Source organism: Simplicispira metamorpha (assembly GCF_004341365.1).
Classification (GTDB): domain Bacteria; phylum Pseudomonadota; class Gammaproteobacteria; order Burkholderiales; family Burkholderiaceae_C; genus Simplicispira; species Simplicispira metamorpha.
In genome coordinates this window covers 102,465-121,348 of the sequence record NZ_SLXH01000004.1, presented here as the reverse complement: position 1 = coordinate 121,348, position 18,884 = coordinate 102,465, and the positions used below count along the sequence as shown (strand labels likewise).

The 18,884-nt window shown below is 66.1% G+C and carries 16 protein-coding genes and 1 tRNA gene; 9 read left to right on the top strand and 8 right to left on the bottom strand.

Translation table 11 applies throughout. The annotated features are described in order from the left end of the window. Positions 1 to 16: 16 nt before the first annotated feature. From queF to EV674_RS03510, 5 genes are all read right to left on the bottom strand, one after another. Positions 17 to 868 (bottom strand): NADPH-dependent 7-cyano-7-deazaguanine reductase QueF, encoded by an 852-nt coding sequence (gene queF, locus EV674_RS03530; RefSeq protein ID WP_119012004.1) that lies wholly within the window; start codon positions 866 to 868, stop codon positions 17 to 19. A 94-nt stretch (positions 869 to 962) separates the two neighbouring features. Further along, positions 963 to 3,119 carry a methyl-accepting chemotaxis protein gene (locus EV674_RS17890; RefSeq protein WP_165887066.1) on the bottom strand — a complete coding sequence of 719 codons (2,157 nt, stop codon included), beginning with the start codon at positions 3,117 to 3,119 and terminating at the stop codon, positions 963 to 965. 28 nt (positions 3,120 to 3,147) lie between these two features. Continuing rightward, the gene (locus EV674_RS03520; protein ID WP_119012054.1) at positions 3,148 to 4,047 is read right to left on the bottom strand and encodes a 2OG-Fe(II) oxygenase; all 900 of its coding nucleotides are present in this window, start codon (positions 4,045 to 4,047) and stop codon (positions 3,148 to 3,150) included. Between the two features lie 20 nt (positions 4,048 to 4,067). Beyond that, entirely contained in the window at positions 4,068 to 4,883 is an 816-nt protein-coding gene (gene yaaA, locus EV674_RS03515; protein ID WP_119012002.1) for a peroxide stress protein YaaA, read from the bottom strand. A gap of 118 nt (positions 4,884 to 5,001) precedes the next feature. After that, positions 5,002 to 8,160: an Rne/Rng family ribonuclease gene (locus tag EV674_RS03510; RefSeq protein WP_119012001.1), complete on the bottom strand. Its 3,159-nt coding sequence runs from the start codon at positions 8,158 to 8,160 to the stop codon at positions 5,002 to 5,004. A gap of 579 nt (positions 8,161 to 8,739) precedes the next feature. Here EV674_RS03510 and EV674_RS03505 point away from each other — a divergent pair. From EV674_RS03505 to EV674_RS03485, 5 genes are all read left to right on the top strand, one after another. Continuing rightward, a complete protein-coding gene (locus EV674_RS03505; protein ID WP_374761659.1) occupies positions 8,740 to 9,762 on the top strand; it encodes an RluA family pseudouridine synthase in 1,023 nt (340 codons plus the stop codon). Further along, on the top strand, positions 9,759 to 10,433 hold the full coding sequence (locus EV674_RS03500) for an HAD family hydrolase (protein WP_119012000.1): 675 nt from the start codon (positions 9,759 to 9,761) through the stop codon (positions 10,431 to 10,433). Before EV674_RS03505 ends, EV674_RS03500 begins: the two co-directional genes overlap by 4 nt. Positions 10,434 to 10,489: 56 nt before the next feature. Continuing rightward, positions 10,490 to 11,533 carry a S49 family peptidase gene (locus tag EV674_RS03495; protein WP_119011999.1) on the top strand — a complete coding sequence of 348 codons (1,044 nt, stop codon included), beginning with the start codon at positions 10,490 to 10,492 and terminating at the stop codon, positions 11,531 to 11,533. 24 nt (positions 11,534 to 11,557) lie between these two features. Then, positions 11,558 to 12,151: a LemA family protein gene (locus EV674_RS03490; RefSeq protein ID WP_374761658.1), complete on the top strand. Its 594-nt coding sequence runs from the start codon at positions 11,558 to 11,560 to the stop codon at positions 12,149 to 12,151. A 91-nt stretch (positions 12,152 to 12,242) separates the two neighbouring features. Then, entirely contained in the window at positions 12,243 to 13,328 is a 1,086-nt protein-coding gene (locus tag EV674_RS03485; protein ID WP_119011998.1) for a M48 family metalloprotease, read from the top strand. 81 nt (positions 13,329 to 13,409) lie between these two features. Here EV674_RS03485 and EV674_RS03480 read toward each other — a convergent pair whose 3' ends face one another. Next, positions 13,410 to 14,024: a Smr/MutS family protein gene (locus EV674_RS03480; protein WP_241524865.1), complete on the bottom strand. Its 615-nt coding sequence runs from the start codon at positions 14,022 to 14,024 to the stop codon at positions 13,410 to 13,412. A 263-nt stretch (positions 14,025 to 14,287) separates the two neighbouring features. Further along, a complete protein-coding gene (gene radC / locus EV674_RS03475) occupies positions 14,288 to 15,001 on the bottom strand; it encodes a RadC family protein (RefSeq protein ID WP_119011997.1) in 714 nt (237 codons plus the stop codon). A 57-nt stretch (positions 15,002 to 15,058) separates the two neighbouring features. On the opposite strand from radC, the gene EV674_RS03470 reads away from it, so the two are divergent. Together EV674_RS03470 and ispH are read left to right on the top strand one after the other, a co-directional pair. Beyond that, entirely contained in the window at positions 15,059 to 15,511 is a 453-nt protein-coding gene (locus tag EV674_RS03470) for an FKBP-type peptidyl-prolyl cis-trans isomerase (protein ID WP_119011996.1), read from the top strand. Then, positions 15,508 to 16,497: a 4-hydroxy-3-methylbut-2-enyl diphosphate reductase gene (gene ispH / locus EV674_RS03465; protein WP_119011995.1), complete on the top strand. Its 990-nt coding sequence runs from the start codon at positions 15,508 to 15,510 to the stop codon at positions 16,495 to 16,497. Before EV674_RS03470 ends, ispH begins: the two co-directional genes overlap by 4 nt. Before the next feature lie 86 nt (positions 16,498 to 16,583). Here the strand turns inward: ispH and EV674_RS03460 are convergent, their stop codons facing one another. Beyond that, positions 16,584 to 17,276, bottom strand: a complete 693-nt coding sequence (locus EV674_RS03460; protein WP_119011994.1) for a CBS domain-containing protein — start codon at positions 17,274 to 17,276, stop codon at positions 16,584 to 16,586. 126 nt (positions 17,277 to 17,402) lie between these two features. On the opposite strand from EV674_RS03460, the gene serS reads away from it, so the two are divergent. Both serS and EV674_RS03450 read left to right on the top strand, forming a co-directional pair. Continuing rightward, on the top strand, positions 17,403 to 18,719 hold the full coding sequence (serS, locus tag EV674_RS03455; RefSeq protein ID WP_119011993.1) for a serine--tRNA ligase: 1,317 nt from the start codon (positions 17,403 to 17,405) through the stop codon (positions 18,717 to 18,719). A 33-nt stretch (positions 18,720 to 18,752) separates the two neighbouring features. After that, positions 18,753 to 18,842: transfer RNA gene (locus EV674_RS03450), tRNA-Ser, on the top strand. The last annotated feature ends 42 nt before the right edge of the window (positions 18,843 to 18,884 follow it).

Genomic DNA, 18,884 nt, shown 5'->3' with positions numbered 1-18,884 from the left:
CGGCTGTGCCCGCGCGTTACTGGCGGGCCGTCCGGATGTTGCGCGGCAGCGCCTGCGGGTGGCTGGTGCGCAGCGGGTTGATGTCCAGGCCGCCGCGGCGGGTGTAGCGCGCGTACACCGTCAGCTTGATGGGTTTGCAGCGCGTCCAGATGTCCATGAAGATGCGCTCCACGCACTGCTCATGGAATTCGTTGTGGTTGCGAAAACTCACGATGTATTGCAGCAGCCCTTCCTGGTCGATCTGCGGGCCGCTGTAGGCAATTTGCACGCTGCCCCAGTCGGGCTGGCCCGTGACCAGGCAATTGCTTTTGAGCAGGTGGCTGACCAGCACCTCATTGACCGGGGCTTCATTGAATTGCGCCGTGAGCAGCTCGGGGGCGGGCTGGTACTGCGTGCATTCCACATCCAGCCGGTCGAGGTTCAGGCCATCGAGTTCGTGCACCGGCTCGCGGTCAAACATGTCGGGCAGCAGCAGTTTCACGCCCACCGTGGCCGGGTGCGCTGCGCCGCGCCAGGCGGCTTCGCTCACATCGGCACGGATGCGCGCCTGTACTTCGGCAGCATCGGCAAAGCGCGTGTTGTTGAAGCTGTTGAGGTAGAGCTTGAAGGATTTGCTCTCGATGATGTTGGGGGTTTCGCAGGGCACGGTGATGTGCGCCAGCGCCACCTGCGGCTTGCCACGCAGGTTCAGCCACGACAGCTCGAAAGCCGTCCACAGGTCAGCACCAAAAAATGCGGGCGCTGCGGTGATGCCTATTTCGGCACGCTTGCCCGCGCGCGCCAGCGGAAAGAGCAGGCTGGCATCGTACTGGTCGGCATAGGCCGATGCCTTGCCCAGCTGGGATTGTTCGGGCGTGTGGGGTGTCATGGCAGAGGAAGGTTAATTTGCTATTGATATGATAGCTGCCAGCGCTTATTGCAAAAGCGCTGGCAGCCATTTTTATCATTATCTTTCGAGTGGCTTAAAAGCTCTCCCAGTCGTCGTCCTTGCCGGGGCTTTGGGGGGCTTTGGCGGGGGTATTGGCCAGGGTGGGTGCTGCGGTGCGCGCCGTGCTGCTGCGTACCGGCATGGGGCGCGCTGGTGCCGGGCGCGGTGCGGGCATGGCCACACGCGCCGGGGTGGGCGCGGGTGCTGGCCGTGGCGCTGCGGTGGGGGTGGCCCGCGCCGCGCCGGTGCCTGCACCGAGCTGGAATACGGCCACGGTTTGCACCAGGTCTTGGGCCTGGTTTTGCAGGCTGGTGGCGGCGGCGGCCATTTCTTCGACCAGGGCCGCGTTTTGCTGCGTGACCTGGTCCATCTGCGTGATGGCTTCACCGATTTGCCCGACGCCCGCGCTTTGCTCAGCACTGGCCGCGCTGATATCGCCCATGATGTCCGTGACCCGCTGGATGGCCTGCACCACCTCGGTCATGGTCTGGCCGGCCTGATCGACCTGGGTTGCACCCACCTCGACACGGCCCACGCTGGCACCAATCAGGGCCTTGATTTCTTTGGCGGCCTCGGCGCTGCGCCCGGCCAGGCTGCGCACTTCGGCGGCTACCACGGCAAAGCCGCGGCCTTGTTCCCCGGCGCGGGCGGCTTCTACGGCAGCGTTGAGCGCCAGGATGTTGGTCTGGAAGGCAATGCCGTCGATCACGCCGATGATGTCGGCAATCTTGCGCGAGCTGTCGTTGATGTCCTTCATGGTGGCGATCACCCGCGCCACGGCTTCGCCGCCCTGGACGGCCACGCTGGAGGCACTGCGCGCCAGCTCATTGGCGTGGCGTGCGTTGTCGGCGTTCTGGGTGACGGTGCTGCCCAGTTGCTCCATGGAGGCTGCTGTTTGTTCCAGCGCGCTGGCCTGGCTCTCGGTGCGCCCGGACAGATCGTGGTTGCCCTGGGAGATTTGGGCGCTGGCGGTGGCCACGCTCTCGGCGCCCTGGCGCACATTGGCCACCACGCTGGCCAGGCTGTTTTGCATGTGTTGCAACTGCGCCATCAGGCTGGTGGTGTCTTGGGGGCGCACGGCAATGGGCTGGCTCAGGTCGCCATGTGCCACCCGCGCAGTGATGCCCGCAGCATCGTCAGGCTCGCCCCCAATGGGCCGCAGCACCAGGCGATCAAGCGCAAAAGCCAGTCCCAGAGAGACCAGCAGAATGCTCAAAACCCCCAGCCCGATGGCGGTCAGACGCTGTTGCTGCACTTCGCTGAGGATGGTGTCGTTGGGCACGGTGACGGCAAAAGACCAGGGCGTCTTGGTCATGCCGATCTGGATGGGGACGAACACCCGGGTGACGTCGGTCTCCAGGCGCTGGCTGAAGAAATTGGTCTGCAAGATGCTGCCCTGCGCGATGGCCTGTTTGGCCTGCTCCAGGCCATCGCCCAGATCTTTGCCCACGTTTTCTGCATCGCGGTCGCCCACGTAGATGCCTTTGTTCGACAGCAGACTGGCGTAGCCGGTGTCGTAGACGCGGATCTTTTCCACGGTTTGCTGCAAATTGGCCAGGGCCATATCAATGCCTGCCACACCCATAAAACGGCCATCGATCAAGATGGGAGCGACCAGGGTGGTCATCAGTACGGATTTGCCTGCCACCGTGTAGCTGTAGGGTTCCAGCACGGTCTCCTGGCCACTGGCCTTGGCCAGCTGGTAGAAGTCGCCCGCGCCGGGCTTGTCGTAATCGGCCAGGGGTTCGACGCTGATGGTGCCGCTGCCACGGTTCCAGTAAGGAACGTAGCGGCCACTGGCGTCATGCCCGGGCTGGTTGGCGTATTCACTGTCTTTGCCGTCGAAGGCGTTGGGTTCCCAGCCCGTCCAGACGCCCAGAAAAGACGGGTTGCCCGCCAGCACGCCTTTGAGCAAGGCGTCGGCGCTGGCCCGGTCGGTCAGACCGGCGGTTTTCAGGCTGCCCAGGGCGTGTGCCAGGGTGCGCGCGGAGTCCAGTGCCTGCTCTATGTTGGCGGTGGCCTTGGCGCCTTCGTTGGCGGCCAGTTGGGTGGTGTATTGCAGCGCTGTCTTGTGTTGCAGATTGCCAGCCTGGCGGGTCAGCACTGTCAGCGTGATGGCGTAGCCTGCCAGAACGATGAGCACGACCAGCAGCAGTCTGGTGCGCAGGGATATTTTTTTGCGGGTTGTCATGGTGGGGTTTGCAGGAGGGAAAAGCGCTTCAAGTGAATTCTCGTTCGCGCAGCCACTTGGTGGCCACCCACTTTTCGCCTGCCAGCACGGGCGCACCACCATGCAGGGTGCGTGTGCTGGGGTGGGGGCGTTCGTAGCTGAAGAACACGGCGTTGCCACGCTGGGGGGCCACTTCCAAGTGAACGTCGGGGAAGGTGGTGCCCCCGCCCTGGGCTGGTGTGTTGAGGTACATCACCAAGGTGGCTACGCGCTGGCCACCCCGGCGCAAGATGCGGGTCGTGCTGGGCTCTGTGGGGTCGAAATAGTCGTAGTGCGGCTTGTACTGGGCGCCGGGCAGGTAGCGCAGCACTTGCAGACCTTCGCCGTTCTCAATAGGCCAGTGCAGCAGTTGCGCAATCCGTTCTTCCAGGGCTTGCACCAAGGGGATTTCGCCGCGCTCAAAGAACATGCCGTCGCTGGTGCGGTCGTCATTGACTTCTTCTGTGGCGCTGTTGGAGGCTACGGTGAGCGAGCGCGCCATGCGCGGGCGCGCAGCAGCAATCAGCGCCTCGCATTCATCGCCCGAGAGCAGGTTGCCAAACACCGCCAGCCGTGGGTTGGCCATGGACAGCAGCACGTCGATGGAGCGGTCAGCGACCGCCAGGCGTGTGGGTGAATCGTGCAGGGCGGGCATGGGTACGGGCACAGCGGGCGGCATGCCGCGCTGCGCAGCCACTTCGTCCAGGTGCTCGCGCAGGGTGGTTTGCAGGGCGGTCAGGGCCACGTCTTCGTCCCAGCCCGCTGCCTGCATGGACTGCAGCAAGGCGGGTGCAGCCACGTTGGCTTGTGCCTGGGCAATGATCCAGGCGCGCAGTTCAGGGGTGATGGCCGGCGCCGCAGCAACTGCGCCAGCGCCACGGGTGGTGGGGATGTGGTGGCTGTGGGTCATGGCCGTATTTTGTGCCTGATTCAATCGCGGCGGCGCCGAAATACCAGCCTGTCGGGCGTGGAGGCAGCGCTGTCAAAGGCGTAGCCTTCGGCATCAAAGTGCTGCAACTGCTCTGGCCGGGTGCAGCGCTGGCGGATGGCGTAGCGCGCCATCAGGCCGCGCGCGCGCTTGGCATGGAAGCTGACGATCTGGTAGCGGCTGCCTTTCCATTCTTCAAACACGCACTCCACCACGCGCGCCTGCAGCGCTTTGCAATCGACGGCTTTGAAGTACTCCTGTGATGCCAGGTTGAGCACGACCGGCGCGGTGGTAGGGGCCTTTGCTGGCATACCTGGCGCGTTGCTGCTGGTGGCTGCCAGTTGTTGGTTCAGGCACTGCGCGATGTGCGCGCCCCAGAACTGGTAGAGCGTGTTGCCCGCACTGGTGCGCAGGCGCGTGCCCATCTCCAGCCGGTAGGGCTGCATCCAGTCCAGCGGGCGCAGCACGCCGTACAAGCCGCTGAGGATGGCCAGGTGCGCCTGCGCCCAGTCCAGCTCGGCATGGCTGAGGGTGCGCGCATCCAGGCCCTCGTACACATCGCCATTGAAAGCCAGTACGGCCTGGCGGGCGTTGTCGGCGCTGAACTGCGGCGTCCAGCTGGCGTAGCGCGCCACGTTCAGTGCCGCCAGCGCATCACTGATTTTCATCAGCGAGGCGACCTCTTGCGGTGATTGCTGGCGCAGCAGTGCTATCAGCTGGCTGGATTGCGGAATAAAGCGTGGCAGGGTGTGGGCCAGCCCTGCGGGCACGGGCGTGTCGTAGTCCAGGGATTTGGCGGGAGACAGCAGGATCAGCATGGCATGGGTGCAGGCGAAAGGGCACAAAAAGAAGCGCCGACCCGTGGTGAGCAGGTCGGCGCGTGGGGAATGGTTGCAGGGGCGCGCGCAGCGCGCAGCCCCTGGGATGCGCCGGGCCTCAGGCCTGGGGCGGCTGCTCAAACGGCAGTTGCAGGTCACGCAGGTCGCGGCGGGTTTCCACCAGCACCAGCGGGCCTTCGTCGATCACGACGGGCGCTGGCCGTGGACGCGGCACATGCACGGGGCGGGGTTCTGCGGCAATGGCTGCCTGTACTGCGGCCACCTTGTCCGCATCCGAGTTGACCCACTGCAAGCCGCAGCTTTGTGCAATCTCCTGCATCTGCACTATGGGCAATACATAGGGCTGCACGCGCGGCATGGTGCCGGTGTTGGCTGCGGTCTGTGCAGGCGCAGCTACCGGCGCGGGTGCTACAGGGGCCGGAGCCGCTGCGGGCGCAGCTGCTGCTGGCGCGGCGGTTGCGGCGGGCGCTGGGGCGGGTGCGTCGGCAGACACCGTGGCAGCGTTGGCCTGATCAGCGCCAGCCTGCACGGGCTGGGGCGCTTCAGCTGGCGCAGGTGCCGGTACGGTCACGGGCGCTGCCTGCGCCTCAGACGGTGCGGCTGCTGCGGGCACGGGCATGTCCGACTGTGCAGCCGCTGGCGCAAAGTAGCTGCGGCGCGCTGGTTCAGTGGCGGCCTGCTCCACCGTGCTGTCGGCAGGCAGGGCGCCACTGTCCGGGGCGGCTGCTGCCTCCTGGCGCTCACCACGTTCACCGCGCTGGCGGTCGCGGCCATAGCGGTCGCGTGAGCGGCGTTCGCGGCGCTCTTCGGTGGCGGGCGTTGCCGCTGGCGGGGCTGTGCCATCACCGCTCAAGTCCAGGTCAGGCAAGGCCGACTGGGGTGCTGTGTCGACAAAGTCGGCCACTGCAGCCTGGTGGGTGGCGGACTCCGGTGCGCGTGGTGCGCGCTCACGGCCTTCGCTGCGTGGGCTGCGCTCGCGGCGGGGGGTGCCGCTTGCGCCTTCACTGCGCTCACGGCGCGGCGCACGTTCGGGGCGCTGCTCTTGGGCTGCGCTGTCTGCTCCGGCGCTTGGCGTGGGCATGGCCGTGCTGTCCAGTGCGGTGGCATCGTCCAGCGGGCGGGCCTCGGCGTCGCGGCGGCTGCGGCTTCCTTCGCGGTTTTCACGACCTTCGCGGCGTTCGCCTTCCGGGCGGTCATTGCGGCGCTCGGCGTCGCGCGCTGGGCGGGCTTCGGCGGGGCGTGTGCTTTCCGCAGGGCGCTCGGTGCGTTCGTTGCGGCGACCGCCCCGGCCTTCATTGGCGTTGCTGGCATCGCGCGGGGCATCTCTGCCTGCATCGCGGCTGGTGTTGCCATTGCGGTCGGTGCGCTCGTTGCGGCGGCCCCGGCCTTCGCTGGCACCACGGCCATCCCGGCGCGGCTCACGGGCCGACGGCTCTGCGGGTGCGGGGGGCGGTGCAACGATGGGCGCGGGAGGGCTGCCAAAGCCGAACAGGTTTTTGAGCCAGGCAAAAAAGCCCTTTTCCTGGGGCGCGGGCCGGTGGGCAGGGCGCTGTGGCGCTGTGGGTGCAGCCGCTGGTGCTGCGGTGCGCTGGCCGTTGGCAGGGCGGGGTGGGCGGGTTTCGCCCTCAGCGCGCGGTGCGGCCTGGGGTGCCGGTGCATCGGGCAGCACGCCCTTGATGACCGGGGTTTGCTTGTTGGTGGGCTCTTGCGAGCGGCGTGTCACGGCGGTGGGGTCTTCCACTTCTTCGGCCAGTTTGTAGCTGGCGTCGAGGTGGTCCAGGCGTGGGTCGTCGTGCTTGAGGCGCTCCAGACGGTAGTTGGGCGTTTCCAGCGTCTTGTTGGGCACCATCAGCACGCTCACGCGCTGCTTCAACTCGATCTTGGCGATCTCGGTGCGTTTTTCGTTGAGCAGGAACGAGGCCACTTCCACCGGCACCTGGCAGTGCACGGCAGCCGTGTTGTCCTTCATCGACTCTTCTTGAATGATCCGCAAAATTTGCAGTGCCGAGCTTTCCGTGTCGCGGATGTGGCCCGAACCACCGCAGCGCGGGCAGGGGATGGACGAGCCTTCGGAGAGCGCAGGCTTGAGGCGCTGGCGGCTCATTTCCATGAGGCCGAACTTGCTGATGGTGCCGAACTGCACGCGGGCGCGGTCTTGGCGCAGCGCGTCGCGCAGGCGGTTTTCCACTTCGCGGCGGTTCTTGCTCTCCTCCATGTCGATGAAGTCGATCACGATCAGGCCGCCCAGGTCGCGCAGGCGCATCTGGCGGGCCACTTCGTCGGCGGCTTCCAGGTTGGTGCGCGTGGCGGTTTCCTCGATGTCACCGCCCTTGATGGCGCGGGCCGAGTTCACGTCCACCGATACCAGCGCTTCGGTGTGGTCGATCACGATGGCGCCGCCGGACGGCAGTTGCACAGTGCGGGCGTAGGCCGATTCGATCTGGTGCTCGATCTGGAAGCGGCTGAACAGGGCGGCGTCGTCGCGGTAGCGCTTCACACGCGCAGCGTGCTCGGGCATGACGTGTGCCATGAACTGCTGCGCTTGCTCGTAAATATCGTCGGTGTCGATGAGGATGTCACCGATGTCGTTGTTGAAGTAGTCGCGGATCGCGCGGATAACGAGCGAGGATTCCTGGTAGATCAGGAAGGCGCCCTTGCCACCCTTGGCGGCGCCGTCGATGGCGTTCCACAGTTTGAGCAGGTAGTTCAAGTCCCACTGCAGCTCGGGGGCGGTGCGGCCAATGCCGGCGGTGCGGGCGATGATGCTCATGCCGTTGGGGTATTCCAACTGGTCCATGGCTTCTTTCAGCTCGGCGCGGTCTTCACCCTCGATGCGGCGCGAGACGCCACCGCCGCGCGGGTTGTTGGGCATCAGCACCACGTAGCGGCCCGCCAGGCTGATGAAGGTGGTCAGGGCAGCGCCCTTGTTGCCGCGCTCTTCTTTTTCTACCTGGATCAGCAGCTCCTGGCCCTCGCGGATCACATCGTTGATGCGCGCCTGGCTGGGCGAGACGCCCGGGGCAAAGTACTGCTTGGAGATTTCCTTGAAGGGCAGGAAACCGTGGCGGTCTTCGCCGTAATCAACAAAACAGGCTTCCAGCGAGGGTTCGACGCGCGTGACAACGGCTTTGTAGATGTTGCCCTTGCGTTGCTCGCGCCCTTCGATTTCGATTTCGTAGTCGAGGAGTTTTTGTCCATCCACAATGGCCAGACGGCGTTCTTCGGGCTGGGTGGCGTTGATCAGCATCCGCTTCATGATGCGTTTCCTTTACGTGTGCGGGGTCGGCAGCGCCGCAGCACTGTGGCTGCCGGGCTGCGGCCCGTGATTCCAAACAAACAACAGGCTCGGTAGGAGCCAACAATGCCTGGACTGACGCCTTGAAACGAAGGGAATTGCCGGGTATGCCAAGTGCCGCCGAGCTTTAGCTCTGCGGGGGTGGCAAGGGCGCGTGGATGGGAGCGAGCCTGGAGAAGTGCAGATTTGCTATCGAATAAATAGCTGGTTGCGCAGGCAGGATGTGCGTTGGCGTGCTTTTCAATGCCCATAGCGGCAGCCAGCGCCGCCGCCACAGGGTTTGAACCATCATCACCAGCACCAACATGTTCGCTTTGATCCGCTGGCAGTCGCGGCCCGGGGTGGGTGGACTGCCAGCTGGGGTATTCCGTATTCAGTATTTCAATTGCGTCAGCCTGCCGTGCGCCGTGCAGGCCAAGGCAGGCAACTGGCCTGCTATCTGCGTGCGCGACACCCGCTGGCATCGACCTGCCTGCGCGGGGGAAATGGCTGTGTGGACTAAACTCCAGACAAATCAACCACTTACAAAACACTGCGCAGGTGAAACAGATTATAGGCGGCAAAACACCGCAACCCCCCGCCCTCCAGGCCGCTGTGGCCCCCGCTGCCCCGGCGGCACGGTTCATTGAAGTCGATGCCGAATCCGAGGGTCAGCGCCTCGACAATTTCCTCATGCGCCAGCTCAAGGGCGTGCCCAAAACGCACGTCTATCGCATCATCCGCAGCGGTGAAGTGCGCATCAACAAAGGCCGCGTCAGTGCCGACACCCGCGTGCACAGTGGCGATCAGGTGCGCCTGCCGCCCGTGCGCGTGTCGGAAAAAATGGCCGAGAAAGCCGCGCACCCCGCGCCCGCCCGCGAGTTTCCGGCTTTGCTGGAAGACGAGCACCTGATGGCCATCGACAAACCCGCTGGCGTGGCCGTGCATGGCGGCAGCGGCGTCAGTTTTGGCGTGATCGAGCAACTGCGCCAGGCCCGCCCGCAGGCGAAATTTCTGGAACTGGTACACCGGCTCGATCGCGAAACCTCGGGCATCTTGCTGGTGGCCAAAAAGCGCAGTGCGCTCACGCACCTGCAAGACCAGTTCCGCGAGCGTGAAACCGGCAAAACCTACCTGGCGCTGGTCAGCGGCAGCTGGCCCGCCAACAAAAAGGTGATTGACACCCCGTTGCACAAATACCTGCAGCCCGATGGCGAGCGCCGCGTGCGCGTCACCACGGCAGACGACCCCGACGGCATGCGCTCGATCACGCTGGTTAAGGTGCGCGCCACGGCCCCGGCCCAGACTGCCCAGGGCCTGCCCGCCATGAGTTTGCTGGAAGTGACCATCAAGACCGGGCGCACACACCAAATTCGCGTGCACCTGGCCAGCAGCGGCTACCCGATTGCGGGCGATGACAAATACGGCGATTTCGAGCTGAACAAGCGCTTGCAAAAGGCGGGCCTCAAACGCATGTTTCTGCATGCCTGGCGCCTGCAATTTACCCACCCCGCCAGCGGCGCACGCACCGAACTGCATGCCGAGCTGCCCCCCGAGCTGGCCGCTTTTGCCCCCTCGCTATGACTTTGCACCTGACCCCTTCGCGCCGCTTTGACCTGATCGCCTTCGATTGGGATGGCACCTTGTTCGACTCCACGCAGATCATCGTGCGCTGCATCCAGGCGGCGGTGCAGGATGTGGGCGGCGCCGTGCCCAGCCAAGAGGCCGCTGCCTACGTGATCGGCATGGCGCTGACGCAGGCGCTGGCCCACGCCGCCCCCGACGTGCCGCCCGAGAAATACCCCGAACTGGGCAACCGCTACCGCTACCACTACCTGCGCTTGCAGGACGAAGTGAGCCTGTTCGAAGGCGTCTTGCCCCTGCTGGACGACCTGCGCGCCCGGGGCCACCTGCTGGCCGTGGCCACCGGCAAGAGCCGCCGGGGCCTGAACGAAGCGCTGCAATCGGCCCAGCTCAAGGGCGTGTTCGATGGTTCGCGCACCGCCGATGAAACCGCTGGCAAGCCGCATCCGCTGATGCTGCACGAGCTGATGGCCGAGTTTGGCGTGCCGCCCGAGCGCGTGCTGATGGTGGGCGACACCACGCACGACCTGCAAATGGCGCTCAACGCCGGTTGCCCCAGCGTGGGCGTGGCCTACGGCGCCCACGACCACACCACCTTTGCCCCCTTGCAGCCCCTGAGCGTGGCCCACACCGTGCGCGAGTTGCACGACTGGCTCCTGCGCCAGGGCTGAGTGCGGCCGGGTGCGCTGGCATACTGCACAACACCTCCAGCCCATTGAGTTCTGACATGACCGAGCCCCAGCAACCCCCTTCCAGCGGATTTGAGCCAAAACAGCCCGCAGCGCCCGATCTGTGGGCGCAAGCAGCTACTGATTCAGGAGCGAATTCGCCCCCCGCCAACGCCCCCGGCTGGGAGCGCGACGTGCTGGAGAAACTGGCCTTTGCCACCCTGGCCGAGCAGCGCGCAGCGCGCCGCTGGCGCACTTTCACCCGTTTGGGTTGGCTGGCCTTTTTTGTTTTTCTGGCCTGGGCGGTGATGTCACGCGACATGAACACCGCCACCAAAAGCAGTCCACACACCGCCGTGGTGGACATCAAGGGCGAAATCGCTGCGGGCGCCGAGGCCAGCGCCGAGTTTGTCGTCGCCGCCATGCGCAGCGCGCTGGAAGACGAGGGCTCGCAGGCGCTGGTGCTGCTCATCAATTCGCCGGGTGGCAGCCCGGTGCAGGCGGGCATCATCAACGACGAAATCGTGCGCCTCAAGGCCAAGCACAACAAGCCCATCTACGCCGTGGTGGAAGAAACCTGTGCCTCAGCGGCCTACTACATCGCCGCTGCCGCCGACCGCATTTATGTGGACAAGGCCAGCATCGTGGGCAGCATCGGCGTGCTGATGGACGGTTTTGGCTTTACCGGCGCCATGGAAAAGCTGGGCGTCGAGCGCCGCCTGCTCACCGCAGGCGAGAACAAGGGCTTCCTCGACCCCTTCAGCCCCCAGACCGAAACGCAGCGCGCCTACGCGCAGGCCATGCTCGACCAGATCCACCAGCAATTCATCACCGTGGTCAAGTCGGGCCGGGGCGACCGGCTCAAGCCCACGCCCGAAACCTTCAGCGGCCTGTTCTGGACGGGCCAGCAGGCGCTGGACATGGGCCTGGCCGACCACTTGGGCAGCCTCGATTACGTGGCCCGCGAGGTCGTCAAGGCCGAAGACATCATCGACTACACCCGCCGCGACAACGTGGCCGAGCGGCTGGTCAAGCGCTTTGGTGCCGCCATGGGCACGGGCGCGGCGCGGGCGCTGCAATCGTCGGCGCTGCAATTGCGCTGATCCAACATCTGGGAGGAGCTTGCCATGGACATGCAACTGTGGGTAGGGGTGCTGCTGCTGGTGGCTGTGGCGCTGTGGGCCATGGCCGTTTACAACCGGCTGGTGCAACTGCGCAACCGCACCGCCAACGCCTTTGGCCAGATTGATGTGCAGCTCAAGCGCCGCCACGATCTGGTGCCCAACCTGGTCGAAGTGGCGCGCGGCTATTTGCAGCACGAAGCCAGCACGCTGCAAGCCGTGATTGCAGCGCGCGGCCAGGCCCAGGGCGCCGCCAGCAACGCGCGCCAGCATGTGGGCGATGCGGCGGCGCTGGGCGCGCTGGCTGCCGCCGAAGGCGTGCTGGGCAGCAGCCTGGGGCGCCTGATGGTGGTGGCCGAGGCCTACCCCGAACTCAAGGCCGACGCCACCATGCAGTCACTCAGCGAAGAACTCACCAGCACCGAAAACCGCATCGGCTTTGCCCGCCAGGCGTTCAACGACCAAGTGCTGGAGTTCAACAACGAGGCCACGCAGTTTCCGGCCCTCATCGTGGCGCGGCTGCTGGGCTTTGCGCCCGCCGCCATGCTCGAAGCCACGCGCAGCGAGGCCGAGCGCGCCGCCCCCCAGGTGAAGTTCTGAGCCGCTGCGCTGGCGCGCGCCTGCACCGCTGCTGGCCTCTGCCACCTGCCTGCTCCAGCGCCTGCGCCGCCTGCCACTGCGCCCACCCCCCATGAAGTTCTGGGACCACCAGCACAACGCCCGCGCTGAGACGCGCCGCCTGCTGCTGGCTTTTGCCGTGGCGGTGGTGCTGCTGGTGGCGTCAGTCCATGGCGCGCTGGTGCTGGCCTGGCAGATGATGAACTGGGCGCTGCCGGTGCAGTTGCCGTATCCGCGCGGCTTTTTGGCGGCCAACGTGGGCGTGTCGCTGCTGCTGGTGCTGGGCGGCTGGTGGCTGGAGACCTCGAATTTGCGGGCCGGTGGTGTGCGCCTGGCCCAGCGCATTGGCGCCCGCGAGGCCCGGCCCGCCACCAGCCACGCCGAGCAGCGCCTGTGCAACGTGGTGCAAGAGCTGTGCATTGCCGCCCACATGCCCCAGCCCCAGGTCATGGTGCTGCCACGCACCGAGGCCATCAACGCCTTTGCGGCGGGCTGGGACGCATCGGACGCCGTGGTGGCCGTCACCCAGGGCGCGCTCGACTGGCTGACCCGCGAAGAGCTGCAAGGCATGGTGGCGCATGAACTCAGCCACCTGCACGAGGGCGACACCCGCCTGAAAATGCGCCTGGCCGGCATGGTCTATGGCCTGGAGCTGGTACACCACTTTGGTGACGAGATGCGCGAACGGCCCGGTTTGGCGTGGTGGTTTGGCAGTGCCATCCGGCTGGCGGGCTGGGCGGGCTGGCTGACCGGGCGGCTGCTCAAGGCGGCGGTATCGCGCCAGCGAGAGTTTCTGGCCGACGCCCGCGCTGTGCAGTGGACGCGCAGCAAAGACGGCCTGGGCGGCGTGCTGCGCAAGGTGCAGACCCAGCGCGCCCAGGCCGGTGCTGCGGGCGCGCCGCACGGCCACACCGGTCTGGCCCACCCCGCCGTGCAGCACATGCTGCTGGTGGATGTGCCCAGCGCCAGCGTGCTACAGCGCCACCTGGACAGCCACCCCACGCTGGACGAGCGCGTGCAGCGCATCTATGGCCGCCGCATGCAGCCGCTGCCATTGACGCCCGTGCATGAGCCCCCCGAGAGCGCCCCGCGCACCGCTGCCGCTGCGCCCGGCGGTGCTTCGCTGGCCTCGCTGGTCGATCCGTTTGCGCGTTTTTGATTGTCAAAAAAGATAGCTGCTTGCGCCCGCTGCGTTTGGGCTGCAGGCCAAAAATACCTGAAATTTTTTCGGTGCGGGGGGCTACTGCCGCGTGCCCACTGGTTGCAGCAGCACCAGCAGCGCGCCTGCGCCGCCGTCCATGGGGCGCGCCTGCACAAAGGCCAGCACCTCGCTTTTTTGCACCAGCCAGCGCTGCACCCGGCTTTTGAGCACGGGGCTTTTGCCTGGCGAGCCCAGTCCCTTGCCATGCACCACGCGCACGCAGCGCATGCCGTTTTTGTGCGCGTTGCGGATGAACTGGCCCAGCGCCTCGCGCGCCTCATCGACGCGCAGGCCGTGCAGGTCGAGCTGGCGCTGGATGCTCCAGTGCCCGGCGCGCAGGCGCTGGGTGATCTCTACGCCAATGCCGGGGCGCCGGAAACTGAGCTGGTCGTCGGTGTCGAGCAGGGTGCTGACGTCGAAGTCGTCGCTGATGGATTCGCGCAGCACGCGCTCTTCGTCCAGCCAGTGCTGCACGGGCAGGGGCAGCGGCGGCGGGTCGGACAGGTGCAGGCGCTCGCGGGTGCGCAGCGGCCTGATGGCACCCACAGCGCGGCTGAACAGCTGGTGCTCGGCCTCGCGGCGGGCGGCGGCGGCGCGGCGTTCTTTGGCTTGGGCCTCCAGCCGGGCCTGTTCCTCGCGCAGCTGGCGGGCCACTGTGCCCAGGTCGTGCAAATCGGTGATGCGCGGGCCGCTGCGGCGCCGGGGAGAACTGGCACGCGCCCCTGTTCCCGCCGGGGCGGTGCGCGGCGCCTGGTGGATGCGCGCTGCCGCTGCGGCGCGCCGGGCCGCAGCGGGCGAGAGCGGCGGTGGCTCTGGTGGCGCTGGCAGTGGCAGTGCCTGCTGGCCCGCATCCGAGGCGCGTGCCGCCTCCAGTGCGGCGGCCAGTGCCGAGCGCAGCAGGGTAGGGTCTTGCAGGATCACAGCAGGCCCTTTTCTGCCATCGACAGCGCCTGGCCCGGCGCCACGATGACGTGGTCGAGCACGCGCACGTCGATCAGCGCCAGGGTGGTTTTCAAAGTTTGCGTGAGCGCCTCATCGGCGCGGCTGGGCTGCACATTGCCGCTGGGGTGGTTGTGCGACAGCACCACGGCAGCGGCCTGGTGGTGCAGGGCGCGCAGCACCACTTCACGCGGATAGACGCTGGTTTGCGTCAGCGTGCCACGAAACATCTCTTCCAGCGCCAGCAGGCGGTGCTGGCTGTCCAGAAACAGCACGGCAAACACCTCGTGGCCTTTGTAGGCCAGGTGCAGTTGCAGGTAGTGCTTGACGGCGTCGGGCGAGTCGAACACCTCGCCCTCTTGCAGCTGCTGGGCCAGGGCGCGGCGGGCCAGTTCGAGCACCGCCACCAGCTCGGCGCGCTTGGCCGGGCCCAGGCCCTTGATGCGCTCCAGGTCGGCCGCGCTGGTGTGCAGCAGCCCGCCAATGCCGCCAAAGCCGCCGCTGAGCTGGCCCGTGGTGGCGTCCACGCGGGGCGGGTCGAGCAGCTCTTGCGCCATCTGCAACACGTTTTTGCCGACGATGCCAGTGCGCAGCAAGATGGCCAGCAGCTCGGCATCGGCCAGGGCAGCGGGGCCGCGCGCCAGCAACTTCTCGCGCGGCTGCGCGTCGGCAGGAAGGTCTTTGAGGGGCATGGGAGAGCAGTGTGCGGGAGGCCAACCGTAAAATGGCGCCAGTTTATAGAGGCACCCATGGCACTTGTTCAACCGGGTTCATTCCTGACCCTGCATTACCGTCTGGCGGGCCCCGCTGGCGACATCATCAACACTTTTGACGGCAAACCGGCCACGCTTTCGCTGGGCGCAGGCGAGCTGTCCCCGGCCATGGAAGAGCGCCTGCTGGGCCTGAACGAGGGCGACCGCGCCACGTTTGAGCTGCCCGCAGGCGAGGCTTTTGGCCAGCGCAACCCCGAGATGCAGCAGTGGGTGGCGCGCACGCTGCTCAACGCCATGGGCGACCCCGACGACCAGTACCACCCCGGTGAAGTGGTCGAATTTGCCACCCCCGATGGCCTGGCCACCTACGCGGGCGTGGTGGTGCAAGTGGGCAACACCGACAGCCCCGATGCGTTGTTGATCGACTTCAACCACCCCCTGGCCAGCCAGCCAGTGACGTTTGAAGTCCAGGTGATTGGCGTGCTGTGAACCTGCCCCAGGAAGTGCTGCTGGCCGAGCCGCGCGGCTTTTGTGCGGGCGTGGACCGGGCCATTGAGATCGTGGAGCGGGCGCTGCAAAAGTTTGGCGCGCCCATCTACGTGCGCCATGAAATCGTGCACAACACCTACGTGGTCAACGACCTCAAGGCCAAGGGCGCCATCTTCATTGAAGCACTGAGCGATGTGCCGCCTGGCGCCACGCTGGTGTTCAGCGCCCACGGTGTGAGCAAGGCCGTGCAGATGGAGGCGCACGCGCGCGGCTTCAGCGTGTTTGACGCCACCTGCCCGCTGGTCACCAAAGTCCACGTCGAGGTGGCCAAGCTGGCCCAGGAGGGCTACGAGTTCATCATGATTGGCCACAAAGGCCACCCCGAGGTCGAGGGCACCATGGGCCAGCTCGACCACGGCATCCACCTGGTGGAAGACGTGGCCGACGTGGCCCGCGTGCAGCCGTTGCAAACGGCCAAACTCGCCGTGGTCACGCAAACCACCCTGAGCGTGGACGATGCCGCCGAGATCACCGCCGCCGTGCGCGCGCGCTTTCCGCAGGTGCGCGAGCCCAAACAGCAGGATATTTGCTACGCCACGCAAAACCGCCAGGATGCCGTCAAGGTACTGAGCCCGCAGGTGGACTTGGTGATTGTGGTGGGCAGCCCCACCAGCTCCAACAGCAACCGCCTGCGCGAGCTGGCGGCCAAGCTGGGCACCACGGCCTACATGGTCGATAGTGCCGATGAGCTGCGTCCCGAGTGGTTCAAGGGCATTGCCCGCGTCGGCCTGACGGCGGGTGCCTCGGCGCCCGAGATTCTGGTCAAGCAGGTGATTGACCGCATCAAGGCGCTGGGCGCGGTGTCGGTGCGCAGCATGAACGGCATCGAAGAGACGGTGAAGTTTCCGCTGCCCAAGGGCCTCAAGCTCGATGCCGCTACCGGCCTGGAACTGGCCGAGCGCCGCCCCGAAACCGGTGCTGCCTGACGCTGTAACACTCTCTTATTGATAGCTGGTAGCGCCCACCACGCAAGGGCTGGAGGCTGATTTGATCGATAATTTTATCGGCCAAGTCAGCTCCACAAGTCCAGCGGCGGGTCGGCGGCCACGGCGCGCAGGATGTCGGTGCGCGAGACAAAACCCGCCATGCTGCCCCACTCATCCGTCACCGGCAGGCCGGGCAGGCCGGTGTCCAGCAGCACCTGGGCGACGCGGCGCAGCTCGGTATCGACCGACACCGTCGGCACCGGGCTGACCATGGCCTCTGCCACCAGGCGGCGCACCAGCGCCAATTGTTCGCCCATGCTGCCCGGCGCGGGCAGCAGCTCCTGGGGCGCGATGTCGCTGCGCAACAGCAATCCCACCACATGGCCTTGTGCATTGAGCACCGGCGCCTGGCCGATGTGGTGTTCAGACAGCAGGTGCCAGGCGTCATGCACGCGCATGGTGGGAGTGACGGTGAGGGCGCCGCGCGTCATCACATCGCTCACGCGTGTCAGCGGCTGGCGTGCCATCTGCGGGCCTTGCTCGGTGCGGGCGTAGGCGCTGACGGCATCTTGGGCGCGCAGCGTCATGGTCGGCGGCGTGGGCGCTGTGGTCTGGGCCGGTGGTGGGGGCAGCGGGAAGGGCGCTACGCCATCGCCTTGCGGGTCCAGGCGCGCGCGCAGCGCCAAGGGGCGGCGCACGCTGCGCACGGGCGAGATTTTGGCCAGGTTCTCGGGGCCACCGCGGTACATTTGCCCAGACGGGCCAAAGACAAAAAACATGCTGAGCTCCTGCGGGCAGAATCGGCGCTGCCATTGGACAGGCATGTTAAAGGGCGGTGGTGGCGCCAGAGGGCAATACCCCGGCGCTGTGGCGGGCGCCGCCGCCGTGGCCCCTAAAATCGCTGCATGCTTGACATTTTTCTTCTCCGCAAAGACCTGGCCAGCGCCATCGCCCGCCTGGAAACCCGCAAAAATCCCCAGGCGTTCTTGGACGTGCAAGCGTTCCAAGCGCTGGAATCCGAGCGCAAAACCCTGCAAACCCGCACCGAGGAGCTGCAAGCCCAGCGCAACCAGCTCTCCAAGCACATCGGCATGCTGATGGGCAAGGGCGACAAAGAGGGCGCCGAGGCTGCCAAGGCCCAGGTGGCGGCTTCCAAGGTGGAGCTGGAGCAATCGGCCCAGCGCCTGGAGCAAATCCAGACCGAGCTGCAAACCATGCTCATGGCCGTGCCCAACCTGCCCCACGAGAGCGTGCCCGTGGGCCCCGATGAATCGGGCAACGTGGAAGTGCGCCGCTGGGGCACGCCCGCCACCTTTGCGTTCGAGGTGAAAGACCATGTGGACGTGGGCACCCCGCTGGGGCTGGACTTTGACATGGGCGTCAAGTTGTCGGGCTCGCGCTTTACGGTGATGAAGGGCGGCATCGCCCGCCTGCACCGGGCGCTTAGCGCATTCATGCTGGACGTGCAGACGCAAGAGCACGGCTATGCCGAGTGCTATGTGCCCTACGCCGTCAACGCCGATTCGCTCAAAGGCACCGGCCAGCTTCCCAAGTTTGAAGGCGACCTGTTTGCCGCCAAAAAGGGTGGCCAGGACGGCGAGCCCGTGCCCGACCACGCCGCGCTCTACCTCATCCCCACCAGCGAGGTGCCGCTGACCAACTTTGTCCGCGATGTGGTGTTGGCCGAATCCGAGTTGCCCATCAAGCTCACGGCGCATACGCCATGCTTTCGCTCGGAGGCAGGCAGCTATGGCCGCGACACGCGCGGCATGATCCGTCAGCACCAGTTCGACAAGGTGGAAATGGTGCAAATCGTGCATCCCGACCACAGCTACGAAGCGCTGGAAGCCATGACCGGCCACGCCGAGGCCATCCTGCAAAAACTGGGCCTGCCTTACCGCGTGATGAGCCTGTGTACGGGCGATATGGGCTTTGGCGCCGCCAAAACCTATGACCTGGAAGTGTGGCTGCCCGGCCAGAACAACTACCGCGAAATCAGCTCGGTGAGCAACTGCGAGGCCTTCCAGTCGCGCCGTCTGCAAGCGCGCTTCAAGAACGCCCAGGGCAAGAATGAACTGGTACACACCCTGAACGGCTCGGGCCTGGCCGTGGGCCGCACGCTGGTGGCCGTGCTGGAAAACTACCAGAACGCAGACGGCAGCGTGACCGTGCCCGAAGTGCTTCGCCCCTATATGGGCGGGCTGGAAGTGCTGGTGCCTTGAAATATCTGCTAGAATCGCAGGCTTCGACACACAGGAGAGGTGGCAGAGTGGTCGAATGTACCTGACTCGAAATCAGGCGTGGTAGCAATATCACCGTGGGTTCGAATCCCACCCTCTCCGCCAAATTAAAAACCCTTGCAAGTCAATGACTTGCAAGGGTTTTTT